This is a genomic window from Thermosynechococcus sp. QS41, from assembly GCF_031583515.1.
GTDB lineage: Bacteria > Cyanobacteriota > Cyanobacteriia > Thermosynechococcales > Thermosynechococcaceae > Thermosynechococcus.
Window position 1 is genome coordinate 2,310,292 of the sequence record NZ_CP134181.1, and the last position, 13,800, is coordinate 2,324,091.

13 protein-coding genes are annotated in these 13,800 nt (G+C 55.0%); 9 read left to right on the forward strand and 4 right to left on the reverse strand.

The window, feature by feature from the left end; translation table 11 throughout:
- Positions 1 to 87 precede the first annotated feature (87 nt).
- The 7 genes from RHJ80_RS11365 to RHJ80_RS11395 all read left to right on the forward strand — a co-directional run bounded on the left by RHJ80_RS11365 (position 88) and on the right by RHJ80_RS11395 (position 6,834).
- Positions 88 to 927, forward strand: coding sequence for a prohibitin family protein (locus tag RHJ80_RS11365; RefSeq protein ID WP_206200257.1), 840 nt, complete (start codon positions 88 to 90; stop codon positions 925 to 927).
- Positions 928 to 1,057: 130 nt separating this feature from the next.
- Positions 1,058 to 2,410 (forward strand): diaminopimelate decarboxylase, encoded by a 1,353-nt coding sequence (gene lysA, locus RHJ80_RS11370; RefSeq protein ID WP_310801022.1) that lies wholly within the window; start codon positions 1,058 to 1,060, stop codon positions 2,408 to 2,410.
- A 20-nt stretch (positions 2,411 to 2,430) separates the two neighbouring features.
- Positions 2,431 to 3,309 carry a diadenylate cyclase CdaA gene (cdaA, locus tag RHJ80_RS11375; protein WP_310453607.1) on the forward strand — a complete coding sequence of 293 codons (879 nt, stop codon included), beginning with the start codon at positions 2,431 to 2,433 and terminating at the stop codon, positions 3,307 to 3,309.
- A gap of 16 nt (positions 3,310 to 3,325) precedes the next feature.
- On the forward strand, positions 3,326 to 4,081 hold the full coding sequence (gene uppS / locus RHJ80_RS11380; protein WP_310801023.1) for a polyprenyl diphosphate synthase: 756 nt from the start codon (positions 3,326 to 3,328) through the stop codon (positions 4,079 to 4,081).
- Between the two features lie 58 nt (positions 4,082 to 4,139).
- Positions 4,140 to 4,802, forward strand: a complete 663-nt coding sequence (gene upp / locus RHJ80_RS11385) for a uracil phosphoribosyltransferase (protein ID WP_310438548.1) — start codon at positions 4,140 to 4,142, stop codon at positions 4,800 to 4,802.
- A gap of 3 nt (positions 4,803 to 4,805) precedes the next feature.
- On the forward strand, positions 4,806 to 5,711 hold the full coding sequence (thrB, locus tag RHJ80_RS11390) for a homoserine kinase (RefSeq protein WP_310801024.1): 906 nt from the start codon (positions 4,806 to 4,808) through the stop codon (positions 5,709 to 5,711).
- Positions 5,712 to 5,763: 52 nt separating this feature from the next.
- The gene (locus tag RHJ80_RS11395; RefSeq protein WP_206200262.1) at positions 5,764 to 6,834 is read left to right on the forward strand and encodes a RuBisCO accumulation factor 1; all 1,071 of its coding nucleotides are present in this window, start codon (positions 5,764 to 5,766) and stop codon (positions 6,832 to 6,834) included.
- Between the two features lie 7 nt (positions 6,835 to 6,841).
- Here RHJ80_RS11395 and RHJ80_RS11400 read toward each other — a convergent pair whose 3' ends face one another.
- Together RHJ80_RS11400 and RHJ80_RS11405 are read right to left on the reverse strand one after the other, a co-directional pair.
- A complete protein-coding gene (locus RHJ80_RS11400; RefSeq protein ID WP_310801025.1) occupies positions 6,842 to 9,070 on the reverse strand; it encodes an AAA family ATPase in 2,229 nt (742 codons plus the stop codon).
- Positions 9,071 to 9,086: 16 nt separating this feature from the next.
- Positions 9,087 to 10,217 (reverse strand): polysaccharide biosynthesis/export family protein, encoded by a 1,131-nt coding sequence (locus RHJ80_RS11405; RefSeq protein WP_310801026.1) that lies wholly within the window; start codon positions 10,215 to 10,217, stop codon positions 9,087 to 9,089.
- 111 nt (positions 10,218 to 10,328) lie between these two features.
- On the opposite strand from RHJ80_RS11405, the gene RHJ80_RS11410 reads away from it, so the two are divergent.
- The gene (locus RHJ80_RS11410; protein ID WP_302677513.1) at positions 10,329 to 11,051 is read left to right on the forward strand and encodes an ABC transporter ATP-binding protein; all 723 of its coding nucleotides are present in this window, start codon (positions 10,329 to 10,331) and stop codon (positions 11,049 to 11,051) included.
- Positions 11,052 to 11,078: 27 nt separating this feature from the next.
- A complete protein-coding gene (locus RHJ80_RS11415; protein WP_310438552.1) occupies positions 11,079 to 11,363 on the forward strand; it encodes a DUF427 domain-containing protein in 285 nt (94 codons plus the stop codon).
- Here the strand turns inward: RHJ80_RS11415 and RHJ80_RS11420 are convergent.
- Positions 11,317 to 12,249: a methylenetetrahydrofolate reductase gene (locus tag RHJ80_RS11420; protein ID WP_302678348.1), complete on the reverse strand. Its 933-nt coding sequence runs from the start codon at positions 12,247 to 12,249 to the stop codon at positions 11,317 to 11,319. The genes RHJ80_RS11415 and RHJ80_RS11420 overlap by 47 nt on opposite strands.
- A gap of 55 nt (positions 12,250 to 12,304) precedes the next feature.
- On the reverse strand, positions 12,305 to 13,675 hold the full coding sequence (gene glmM / locus RHJ80_RS11425; RefSeq protein WP_310801027.1) for a phosphoglucosamine mutase: 1,371 nt from the start codon (positions 13,673 to 13,675) through the stop codon (positions 12,305 to 12,307).
- Positions 13,676 to 13,800 lie beyond the last annotated feature (125 nt).

Here is a 13,800-nt window from a genome sequence, read left to right on the forward strand (position 1 = left end):
AGACTATCTGTACTCTAGCAAGGAATTGCCTTCCGGATCGGCGGGAAGCACCGCCTATAATCAAAGCAGAAATTCAATTCTTGGGTCATGAATCAACTCCTCAGTTCGCGGCTCACCTCCTCAGTGGTGGCGATCGCCATTGTCTTGCTGGTTGTCCTTTTGAATGCCGTGGTGATTATTAATCCTGGCCAAGCAGGGGTGCTGAGTATTTTGGGTAAAGCTCAGGATACTCCCCTCCTCGAGGGCATCCACTGGAAACCGCCGTTTATTGCCAGTGTGGATGTCTATGACGTAACTGTACAGAAGTTTGAAGTGCCAGCGGAAAGTGCCACCAAAGATTTGCAGGACATTACCGCCAGTTTTGCCATCAACTTTCGCCTAGACCCCATGGCCATCGTGGATGTGCGCCGCACCCAAGGGACCCTAGAAAATATCGTCGCCAAAATCATTGCTCCCCAGACCCAAGAGGCCTTCAAAATTGCTGCTGCCCGTCGCACGGCGGAGGAGGCTATTACCAAGCGGGATGAACTTAAGGAGGATTTTGATCATGCCCTTGGCGATCGCCTAGCCAAGTACCACATTCTCGTACTGGATACCAGTGTCGTTAACCTTGACTTTTCGGAGGAATTTTCCAAGGCCGTCGAGGATAAGCAAATTGCTGAGCAGCGGGCACAACGGGCGGTCTATATCGCCCAAGAGGCGGCTCAACAGGCGCAAGCGGAAATTAACCGTGCCCAAGGGAAAGCGGAAGCCCAACGCCTCCTTGCCGAAACCCTCAAAGCTCCGGGTGGCCAGTTAGTGCTGCAAAAGGAAGCGATCGAAGCATGGCGTGAAGGCGGTGCCCAAGTGCCCCAAGTGATTGTGATCAACGGCCAAGAAGGGCTACCCCCCTTTTTCCTCAATTGGACAGGAACAGCAGCAAAATAGCTGAGGGACGGTTCGATGAACTACAGGCTCAGCAGAGACTCAACAGATGAAGGGAGCGATCGCCCAAATCCCCCTAGAATTGAGAATAGCGATTTGTCCTTTTATCTTTGATTTCTCGCGATACTGACCCATGATCTCCACCCCTCTTGCTGCCAATCAACAAATTTTACCCCTGACTGCGCAAACCAATGCCCGAGGCCATCTCACCATTGGTGGGTGTGATGTGGTGGAGTTAGTGGCTCAGTTTGGCTCTCCCCTCTACATCCTTGATGAATTCACCTTTCGCACCGCCTGCCGTCAATACCAAGACACCCTCCAGCAGACCTACGGTGGTGAATTTTTGGTGCTCTACGCTTCAAAGGCTTGGAACTGCTTGGCCACCTGCGCCCTTGCCTACAGTGAAGGCTTGGGGATTGATGTGGCCTCCGGGGGTGAACTCTACACTGCCTTGAGTGCCGGCGTCCCCGCCAGCCACATTTACTTCCACGGTAATAACAAGGCCCCCCAAGAACTCCTCTATGCCCTTGAGGTCAATTGCACGATTGTTGCCGATAACTGGCTAGAACTAGAGCGCCTTGCTGCCTACGTTGAGGAGCATGATCTCTCGACCCCACCGCGCGTCATGTTGCGGTTGACACCGGGGATTGAATGCCACACCCACGAATATATCCGCACTGGACATCTAGACAGCAAATTTGGCTTTGACCCGCAACAGTTTCCAGAGTTGCTTCAGTTTGCTAAGGCGCATCCCGAACTGGACTGGGTCGGACTCCACGCCCACATTGGCTCACAGATTTTTGAGGAACAACCCCATTTAGACCTCTGTGATGTCCTTGTGGATTGGCTGGCTCAAGCCCGTGAAGCGATGCTACCCATGCGCGAACTGAATGTGGGGGGTGGTCTTGGCATTCGCTACATCGAGTCCGATAACCCACCGGCGATCGCCCACTGGACAAAGGCCATTAGTCATCAACTGAGCCAAGCCTGTCAGCAACGCCATCTTCCCTTACCCAAACTCATCTGTGAGCCGGGTCGCTCCATCGTTGGACCTGCGGCAGTGACGGCCTACACGGTGGGCAGCCGTAAGGTGATTCCTGAGCTACGCACCTATATCGCTGTCGATGGGGGGATGTCCGATAATCCACGACCGATTACCTATCAGGCGCAATATACAGCCCTGTGTGCCAATCGCATGACCACTGCCGCCACAGAAACCGTGCGTGTTGCCGGTAAGCACTGCGAATCGGGCGATATTCTGCTGCCCCAAGTCACCCTACCCCCCCTGCAAGCCAATGATATTTTAGTGGTGGCCAGTACGGGTGCCTACAACTACAGCATGGCCTCCAACTACAATCGTGTGCCCCGGCCGGCGGCGGTGGTGGTCTGTGAGGGGGAAGCCAACCTGATCCTGCAACGGGAAACCTACGCTGATTTGGTGGCCCATGATGTCTTGCCCCTGCGATTGAGCACCCCCGCCCCCTAGGAGGTGACGAACACGATGGGATGATAAGCCTCCTAGGTAACTTGTCGTGGCTGCTGCTGTCCTCGCAGACACTGGCCAAGGTGCGAACAGTCGTGGATGTGGTTTTGGTCTTGACCCTAACCTACGCTATTTTGCGGGTTGTGGCCGAGCGGCGAACCCTCTGGATGATACGGGGCTTTATCTTCCTCCTTTTGGCAACCTCCCTCAGTCGTGCCATTGAGCTACAGTTTTTGAGCTTTGTGCTGCACAACTTAGTGATTGGCTCTGCGGTGGCCTTAGCCGTTATTCTGCAATCGGAAATTCGCATTTTTCTGGAACAGTTGGGACGAGGACAGTTTTTCGGCTTTATGCAGCCCGTGGCCGAGTCGAGCCTGACCAATGATGCCGTTGATTTGATTGTGACGGCCGTGAAGGGATTATCTCAAGATCGTACGGGGGCACTCATTCTGCTGGAAACCCATACAAAGCTCAGCCCCCAAGATTTTACCCATGCAGGGATCGCCCTCAATGCCCGCCTTTCACCGGAACTCATTACCTCAATTTTTCAGGTGAGTTCCCCCCTGCACGATGGCGCAATTTGGGTGCGGGGGGCTGAAGTGATTGCGGCAAAGTTGATCCTGCCCCTTTCGGATCGCACGGGGCCTTGGCAGTTGGGCACTCGCCATCGCGCCGCCCTAGGGATTACCGAACGCATTAGCCACTGTGTCTGTGTAGTGGTCTCTGAGGAAACGGGGTCAATTTCCCTTGCCTTTAAGGGGGAGCTTCAACGTCCCCTCACAAGCAGTAAACTAGGGGAATTGTTGCGGCAATATGTGCAGGATCAAGGGACGGGAACTTCACAACCCCGTCAACGTCGGCACAGCTTAAAATTTTGGAAGACTGTATGGCCACTGCGCTAATTTCCGCCAATAGGATATGTCCATGACGCTACAGCCCCATTCACTCATTGAGTTACCCGAAGATCTAGATCGCGATCGCCTACCTCGCCATGTGGCGGTGATTATGGATGGCAATGGCCGCTGGGCAAAGCAGCGCAATTTACCGCGAATTATGGGACACCAACGCGGGGTGGACACCCTCAAGGATCTGCTGCGCTGTTGCAAAGATTGGGGCATTGAAGCCCTGACCGCCTACGCCTTCTCCACAGAAAACTGGGGGCGCCCCCTGCCGGAGGTGGATTTTCTGATGACCCTCTTTGAGCGAGTGTTGCGGCGGGAACTGGCGGAAATGGTTGCCGAGGGCGTGCAAATTCACTTTGTGGGTGACTTGGCGTGTTTGCCGAACTCCCTACAAGCGGAAATTGAGCGAGCGATGACCGCTACGGCCAATAACCAAAAAATTAAATTTGTGGTGGCAACCAACTATGGTGGGCGACGGGAAATTATCCACGCTTGCCGTTCGATTGCAGCCCAAGTGAAAGCGGGACGCCTGGACCCCGCCGATATTGATGAGGTACTCTTTGAACGCCATTTGTACACGGGCGGCCTACCGGATCCCGATTTATTGATTCGCACCAGTGGCGAGATGCGCGTCAGTAACTTTTTGCTGTGGCAGGTGGCCTATTCAGAAATTTACGTCACCAAGACCCTCTGGCCGGATTTTGACCGCGCTGCTTTCCATGAGGCGCTCCGGGATTACCAACAGCGACAGCGGCGATTTGGCCGTGTCTAAAGGGGACGATTTCAGTGGAGAATAGGAAAGCTCGCCGGGTACGTATTGGAGCGATACTGTGACCCCCCAATTGCGCATTTATGTCCCCCCTCATCCCCTCATTCAACATTGGCTAACGGTGGCTCGCGATCGCAACACGCCCACCCCTCTGTTTCGCGTAGCCATGACGGAGCTAGGTCGCTGGTTGGCCTATGAGGCGGTACGGGAATGGTTGCCAACGGTGGAAACAGTGGTTGAAACGCCCCTTGCCCCCTGTGCAGCGCTGGTGGTGAATCCGCAAGTACCCGTCGTGGTGGTACCCATTCTGCGGGCGGGTTTGGCCTTGCTCGACGGTGCCCAAGGGGTCTTACCGACAGCAAAGACGTACCACTTAGGGATTGTGCGGGATGAGGCCACCCTTGAACCCAGTTGCTATCTCAATAAGTTGCCCCCGCAGTTTGACCCGCAAACCCGTGTCCTGATTAGTGAGCCGATGCTGGCAACGGGAGGTTCAATCATGACAGCAATGCAGGAACTGGTGCAGCGGGGGATTGACCCAGCCTTGGTGCGAATCATTTCCGTGGTCACTGCGCCGCCAGCTTTGCAGAAACTCGGTGCCCATTTTCCCGCAGTGCAAGTCTATGCAGCCACGATTGATGAGACAGTGAATGAGCAGGGCTTTATTGTGCCTGGCTTAGGGGATGCGGGGGATCGCGCCTTTGGTACCGGGGAGGAAGTGTAACCGATGATGACAGTGGTGACTGTGCCAGCAACAACGGCTAATTTGGGTCCGGGGTTTGATTGCTTAGGAGCCGCTCTGACCCTCACCAATACGTTCACCTTTTCCTTGAGCGATCGCCCCCATGTCAATGTGCGGGGCACTGAGGCAGCCGGTGTCAGCAGTAGCTCCGACAATTTGGCCTATCGTGCCTACCACCGTCTCTATCAATATCTAGGGCGTGAAGCCCCACCTGTGTATTTAGAGATTGATCTGGGGGTTCCCCTCGCACGGGGCCTCGGCAGTTCAGCAACCGCAATTATTGGCGGCTTAGTAGGGGCAAATCGGCTGGCGGGCTTTCCCCTCAGTCATACCGAGGTTCTGGAATTGGCCATTGAAATGGAAGGCCACCCCGATAATGTGGTGCCGGCCTTGCTAGGGGGCTGTCGTCTTGCTGTCCAAAGGAGTGCAGGGGGATGGCATTGGCTAGAGATTCCTTGGGATCAGGATGTGGTGCCGATTGTGGCGATTCCAGACTTTGAGCTAGCCACGGAAACAGCGCGGCAAGTGCTGCCCCCCCACTGTACCTACGGTGATGCAGTTTTTAATATCAGTCACCTTGGTGCTCTGCTGCGGGGTTTGGAAACGGGTCAACGGGAGTGGCTGCAACTGGCCTTGGGCGATCGCCTGCATCAACCCTACCGCCAAAGTCTGATCAAAGGCTATACCGACCTCCACAGGGCGGCTCTTGAGGCGGGTGCCCACGGTTTGGTCATTAGTGGCGCAGGACCCACGCTTTTAGCCCTCGGGGATCCCGTTACCGCTTCCGCCATTGCCACTGCCCTCAAGGAGACTTGGGCAAAGTTTGATGTGCAGGCACGGGTGGAGGTGCTGGCCATTCAACGCCAAGGGACAACGGTGCGCGATCGCTAGGCAATCTTAGGCAATTGTATAGCATGCTTCCCTGTCAATAGGAGGTGATTAAATGAGTCAAGAACAGGATGCCCTGACAACGGAAGTGCTGCAACGCCTACGCCGCAAGGAGGGCACTTGGCAGGATTGGGGAGCCGGATGCCAGCAACTGCAAAAACAAGGGCTATCTCCCCAAGCGATTTTTGAGGCCACGGGCATTGAACCCATCCACCAAAATCAACTGATCATTGCCCTGCAAGTGAGTCAGAGCCTACGGGACGCCCCTGAATCTGTGCGTGCCTATTTTCAAACGCGGGGCAGCGATCTGCTCTATGAACTGCGGGTCTTATCAGCGGGCGATCGCCTTGCAGCAGCCACACTCATTGTTGAGAAACAACTGGATGTCACTGCGGTTCATGAGGTCTGCCGTGCCCTCAAGGCCGTGAGCTATCAAAAGGATGAGAGTGCAGGTTTTGGTGAGAGTGTGGGCGATCGCATTGGTCGCTACTATTGGCAACTGGCGCGGCAGCAACGCGATTTGGCCCAGCGATCGCGCCTCATTGCCCAAGGCTTTCGCTTTGTTGAATCCGCCACAGGTCGCCAAGCGCTTGAAAAACTGCTGACGGACTTTACCGTGGTTCCCGCTGCTAGCCAACCCCGACTCCCCCTTTACCGCTTGGATTCCGCTGAAGACCTGCCCTACCTCGTTCCGGTCGCAGGAACAGCCCCGCTCGCTGCTGCAGCCTTTAATCAAGTGCCCCAGTTAACTTCTACAGGCGCCTTGCAATTAGTCGCTGTTCCTCAACCCATGACCCTCGTGGCTCTCCCCAGTTGGCAGGTTCTCCTGAATGCTGTTGACCCAGTCGCGGTGCTTTGGCCAGTGGCAGACCTACCCGCAGAATTACCGCCCACGCCTGAGGGACTCCCCATTGAACAAGTGCTCCTGATAGTGGATCGTGGTCTTCCAGAATGGGATCGCGATCGCTATCTGTTGATTGCACCTGCGGCCAGCGATCCTGTCCAACTGGCTTGGTTTCCTGAACCCCCTACAGCGCCAATTCTTGGCCAACTCCTGCTCGTCTTACGCCCCCCCCAAGTGCTGGATGAGAGTATCAACAAGGAACTTTGGTTCTTTGAGGAATAGCTTAACTTTAGGCGAGATTCACCACAACGCCCAGAGCGCTACCACGCCCCAAACTGTAATCTGCCAAGGCTAGTCGTACAGGCTGCTGGGGTGCTTTCAGATTCACTACCACAAGGGTCTGATCCACCAGTCCCGACCAGAGTTTGGCATCAGCAAAGTTGGCCAAGGGGGGTGTATCCACAATCACCAGATCAAAATAGTTTTTCAGGTGAGCCATGAACTGTTTGAGCGTGTCTTGGCTGAGGAGCCGCATCGGCTGTTGCCGCAACTCACCAGCGGTTAAAATTGCCAGACCGCGCCGCGCCTGAGCAACGCTATACCAGTGCCGCCGATGAATTAACCAATCCGCCAAGCCCTGTTCATTCGTCAGGCCGAGATAGCGGTGAATCTGGGGTCGCCGTAAATCCCCATCAATCAGCAGAACCCGCTGCCCCGTGCCTGCGGCAGCAAGGGCAAGATGCAGAGCAACGGTGGTGCGCCCATCAGTGGGTAGGGCTGAAATCACGGCTAACGAATGCCCCAAACCCACGGCCTGGAGGTTGGCAAACACATGGTGAAAGGTTTCCTGAAACTTCACCCATTCCCCGACAAAGGGTAGGACTTGAGTCACCTGCCACAGCCCTGAATTGCCCTTCACCGCGCGCTCTAAGCGGAGATTGGTTTGGGGGGTTGCCTTGGGAATTTTGCCAAGGAGGGGCAAGCCGAGGGCATCTTCCACTTGGGCTGGACTGACAAACGTATTGGCGGCTGCATCTGCAACATAAGTAGCCAGAACCCCCAACACAAGGCTGGCGATCGCCCCTAGCACCAACAGCAGTAAGCGCGGGAAGGTGGGTTGGACAGCGGGATTCTCTAAATCCGTCAACACCTGCCACGCAAAGTGATTCTGCGCCAGTTGTAGTTGCACTGCCTGTCGGGCTTGATTGAGCATCTCAAGGGAGAGGTTGGCCGTCCGAATCTGATGTTCAAGGCGATCAATGGCGGGGAGTTGGCTACTCAGTTGTTGTAATTGTTGGGCAACCGCCGCTTGGGGAGCCGCAAGCTCAGCATCATAGCGCCGCTGGTTTTCGTATTCAATCCACGCCGTAATGTAGTTGGTAATCAGCGTTTGTGACACTGTTCCCTGAAAGCCTAGGGCCGTGGGGTTGTCCACTTGATATTGCTCACCAATCACTTGGCGGGCGATCGCCTGCAATTGCTCCACCAAAACTCGCCGCTGTTCCTCAAGAGCTTGGATAACGGGTGTCCCTTCCCGAAAAATGGCTAGATTCTTGGCAATTTCTTGATCCAGTTCTTGAATGCGTGCCAGTTGTTGCTGATAAGCAGGGGAGGTACTTAAGTTCGCTGCTGCTAGGGCTTCTGCGGGTGTCATCTTGAGTTGTTCTTGAAACCCTTGAAAACGACCGTAGGCTTCCACGGCCTTCAGGCGAGCCGCTTGGCGCAGGCTATGGATTTGGCGATACTGTTCTGTTAAAAAGCGCAGTTGTTCTGAGGGTTGCAGGCTCGTGCCTTGGGGTTGGCTGGCTTGGAGTTGCTGCTGGAGTTGCTCTAATTCTGTAAGGTGCTGATTGATGTCTTTGTCCAGTTGCTCTAGGGTGCGATTGAGTTGTTCTTGGCGATCGCGCTGACTGTAGTCAACAAACGCCTCTGCCACGGCCTTTAATACTGCGGTCACGATTTCTGGCTGGCGATCGCGATAGGCCACTTCTAGCACTTTTGTTTGGGTCGGCAGTTGCTCTGTGGCGGAACTAACCACTGGTCGAATTTCCAGATGCTCAGCTAAGACCCGCGTGGTCAGATGGGGATACTGCTGTTGTAGTTTCTGGGCAATGGGAGCTAGTACTTTGTCACTTTCTAGAACGAGAATCTGTGACCCCACATCCACTGGAGGGGGTGTGGTTGGCGGCGGGGAGGGGAGGGTACTGGCAATGCCATCACGGGGGGTCAGGGTTGGCGCAGGCTGTGGTTCCTTCACTGGTTCCATCAGGAGGCGAAAATAGGCCTCGTACATTTCGGGTTGCCAGAAAACATACCCCCCCATGACCAAGAATGAGAGTAAAACCGTTCCTGACAGTAGTCGCCACCGTCGCCGACAGCGATCGCTAAAAGCTTGCAGCCCACCCTTTTGAGAACTCTTTCTGGTGCTGAACCGTGATGGATTTCGCTGGCGATCGCCCGCAGGACGCGCTTCGCGATCAACGACCCGTAAATTGGGTATCTTTTGTGGGAGCGACATCAGTAGTACGCCATTCCTAATCAAATATGTTAACTAAGTTGAGGAACACTCCTAAGGTTCCTAAGGCGCCGATAGGACGCAGGGCATTCCCAATCGTATCCCCCACCTGCGTCAGCGCTGACCGTTCCACCACAATCACATCCCCCTGTTGCAACACAGGATTATTGTTGGCATTGGGTTGAGCCGCCAAGCTAAAGGGAATCCGTCGCCGACTGACCGTACCATCGCGATTCAGCCGCACCAGCGTCACCCTAGACATATTGGCACGTTGCACATTGAATCCGCCAGCCGCCCCAATTCCCTGAGTGAGCGTGGCATTCGCTGGCACTTCCACCAAGCCCGGTCGCAATACTTCGCCCACAACCTGCACCCGAATCACCTGTGGCGAAAACGTCGCAGAGGCCACCCGTACGGCTTCAGCCGCATTCACTTCCTTCGCCTTGGGCACCACAATCACATCATCACTGCGCAGCGTGATATCTTGGTTCGCATCCCCCGACTGAATCATCTCCCAAAGATTAATTCTGGTTACGGCTGTTTGGCCATTCCCCAGTTGGCGGCGTATCTCAATGTTGCGAATATCCGCCTCTTGGGTAATTCCACCGCTTTGAGCGAGGACTTGGCTCAGGCGAGGCCATGTTAAGCCACCGGAAAGGCCGATACCGGGGGCAGAAGCTGATACAGAAGTAAAAGGAACAACATAGGAGCCTGGACGGCTCACCTCACCTGCCACTAAAATCTTCATGGGGCGCGGCGTCTGCAATGTAACCGTTACTGCTGGAAAGCGCATGACTTTACTATAGGCGTTCAGAATCACCTGCTCCGCTTGGGGGAGAGTTAAGCCGCCCACCATGACGCGCCCTGCCAAAGGTAGGGTGACTGAGCCATCGAGATTAACAGTGAATTGTCGCTGACCAGTAACACTGGCTGGCAGGTTGACCACTTCAATGAAAAGCACATCCCCTGCACCCAGGAGATAGTCCTGAAGGGGGTTAATGCTGGTAAAACTATAGGAGCTTGGGCTGACGGGCATGGGTTGAGCAGTGGCCGAGCGGGGTACCATCAGTGTTGCCCCAAGGGTGAATCCACTGGCGATCGCCAGGGTGATGACGGTGTTGTGTAGCCTTGGCAATGATTTGCACCCCATGGTTCATTCTCCTCACTCACTTGTTTGTTCTACCATACGCCATCTATTCGCCACCAAGGTTATGAAAAAAGGCTTTAGAATGAGTGCAAATGGCCTTGTCACCTCATTGTAATGCTGAACCCGCCGCTCATTTGCCTAGAACAGATTTCTAAAGTGTATGGCCAAGGGGAAACGGAAGTTCACGCCCTTAGGGAGGTGAATCTCAACATTCAGCGGGGAGAGTACTGTGCAATTATGGGGGCTTCGGGGTCAGGGAAGTCCACAATGATGAATATTATTGGCTGTTTAGATCGCCCGACCTCTGGCCGCTACTTTCTCGATGGCCAAGATGTGGCACACCTCAGTGATGATGAACTCGCCCATATTCGCAATGCCAAGATTGGTTTTGTCTTTCAACAGTTTTACTTGCTGGGGCAGCTAACGGCACTGGAAAATGTGATGCTACCCATGGTCTATGCCCAAGTTCCCCCCAAGGAACGGCGCGATCGCGCGATCGCTGCATTGGAACAGGTGGGGTTGGGTCACCGCCTTGAGAATCGTCCCAATCAACTCTCGGGAGGACAGCAACAACGGGTGGCGATCGCCCGCGCCATTGTCAATCAGCCGCTACTCCTGCTCGCCGATGAACCTACCGGTGCCCTTGATAGCCACACCACGGCGGAAATTCTTGCTATCTTTGGGCAACTCAATGCGGCCGGCATGACGGTAATTATGGTGACCCATGAACCCGATGTGGCGGCTGTCACGCACCGCATTATTCAGTTTCGTGACGGTCAAATTCGTTCCGATCGCCCCAATGTGCCTAGCCCGCTGACGGCACCTGCTTTATCTTAAGAAGGGGAACGACTGAGAAAAAAAGCAATGGCAAAAGCAGTTTGGAAAGGCGCGACCTTGGCCGAGAGCGATCGCTATGAAGTGGTCGAAGGCAATGTTTATTTTCCGCCAGAGGCACTCAATCCGGCCTATTTTCAGCCCAGCGATACCCACACCGTTTGTGGTTGGAAAGGCACAGCCAGCTACTACCACGTTGTTGTCAATGGTGAGGTGAATCGTGATGCGGCATGGTACTACCCCGATCCCAAGCCGGCGGCAGCCAATATCAAGGGCTATGTGGCGTTTTGGCGCGGGGTGCAGGTGACGCGCTAAGGGGAGCAATTCCCGCTCGGTTGAGAATTTCGGGAATCAAATCCTCACGGCGCACCGCCATTAAGTGCACCCCCTGGCAGAGTTCCCGCGCCTGTTGTACCTGCTCGGCAGCAATAGTTATCCCTTCATCGAGGGGATCAGCGGCAGCGGCAAGGCGATCAATAAGGTGCTGGGGAATCAGTGCACCGGGCACAGCGCGATTGATAAACAGGGCATTTTTGGCCGACTTGAGGAGAAAAATTCCAGCAAGAATGGGTCGCCCACAGCCCGCCGCAATCTGATCCATAAACTTGGCTAGCCGCTCAAAGTCAGTAATTAACTGCGTTTGGAAAAATTGAGCACCCGCTGCCAATTTGCGTTCAAACCGTTGTTGCAGTCCTGACCAACTGGCAGACTGAGGATCAACCGCTGCCCCGGCAAAAAATTGCGTCGCTCCATCGGCTAGGGGGCGATCCTCGCTATCCACCCCTTGATTCAGTTGGCCAATGACGCGCAATAGCCGCACAGACTCCAAATCAAAGACGGGTTTGGCTTGGGGATGATCGCCTGCTTTGACGGGGTCGCCCGTGAGTGCCAAAATGTTGTGCAAACCTAAAGCAGCAATGCCCATGAGATCCGCTTGCAGGGCAATGCGGTTGCGATCGCGACAGGCGATCTGGCAAATGGGTTCAAACCCCTGCTGTTGCAACAAATAGGCGGCTGCCCAAGAACTCATGCGCAACACAGCGCGACTGCCATCGGTGACATTGACCGCATGAACCCGCCCCTTGAGATGGGCTGCTTGGCGCAACATCGTACTGGCATCCCTACCCTTAGGGGGGCAAACCTCTGCGGTGATGAGAAACTCACCCTGCTCACAGGCAGCTTGAAAACGCGAGACTGACAAGGAAATGGCTAGAGCGCGACTAGGCAATTATCATACAAGCTAGTGACGCCTGTTCCTAGGCCGCTAAATAAGCAGTCACCGTCTGCACCAAGGTCTCTGTCCAATAATCAGCAACACTTTGCTGCTCGGCTTCCACCATGACGCGGATAACGGGTTCTGTCCCAGAGGCACGTACCAAGACTCGCCCGCGATCGCCCATATCCAGTTGCGCTTTGGTAATCATCTGTTGCAAAGGCTCACATTCTTGCCAGTGGAGTCGTCGCTGTCGATCGTCAACACGGACATTGCGGAGAATTTGCGGGTAGGCGGTAAAACTTTGGTCTCGCAGTTGTGCCAAGGATAGACGGGAATCCTGAACTAGGGTTGCTAAATGAACCGCTGTGAGCAAGCCATCCCCCCCCACCCCATAGTGACGGCAGAGGATGTGTCCCGACTGTTCTCCCCCCAGCATGGCACCGTGGCGCAGCATCTCTGCATGGACGTATTGATCGCCCACTGCTGCCCGCACCAGTTGTCCACCCCGCGCTTGCCAAGCTCGCTCAAAACCGAGATTCGACATCACAGTGGCGACAATCAAATCCTTGGGGAGTTGTGCCTGCGACTGAAGCCGTTGTCCCCAGAAGTAGAGAATGTGATCGCCATCAACCACCCGCCCTTGGCTATCCACCGCCAGCACGCGATCGGCATCGCCATCAAAGGCAAACCCCATAGCGGCACGGGTTTCACGGACAGCCTGTTGTAATGGTTCTAAATGGGTGGAACCGCAGTTGACATTAATGCGATCGCCATCGGCGCGATCGTGGAGGGCAATCACCTCAGCCCCTAGGGCATGGAACACCGTCGGTGCCACCGCCACCGCAGATCCCCAAGCCAAATCCAACACCACCCGCAGTCTCCGCAGCGGTTGACGATCCTCAAGGGGCGCTTGCACCGCATGGCGATAGCGCTGAAGCAATTCGGGACGATGATGCAAATGCCCCCAGTGCTCCGTATGGGGCAAGGATAGGCCAGCATTTAGGTGGGCTTCAATTTCTTTTTGCAGATCAGAGCTGAGCTTGCTGCCATCGCTGCCAAAAATTTTAATGCCGTTATCGGCGGGGGGATTGTGACTGGCGGAAATCATGGCGCCACCGATGGCTTCTGTGGTGGCCGTTAGGTAGGCAATACAGGGGGTCGGGCACAGGCCCACATTCCACACTTCAAAACCAGCGGCGGTTAAGCCGGCGGCCAAGGCTGTGGCCAACATATCACTGGAGTTGCGGGAATCTTGACCAATGATAAAAGGGCGTTGGGGTGCATCCGTCCTTTGTCGCAGCACTTCTCCCACCCAATATCCCAAGCTCAAGGCCAAGTTGGGGGTTAGCAACTCCCCTGCCCGCCCACGAATGCCATCGGTGCCAAACCGAATCAGCTGCTGCCCAGTCATAGTTGATTCCTCACGCCACACCAATACTCCCTCCCTATTTTCTAGTCGATTTCCTGAGCTATGCAGGAGACGATTCTTAACATTTATTTACCATTTCTGGACGATATCCTCTCTGTGAACCTTGC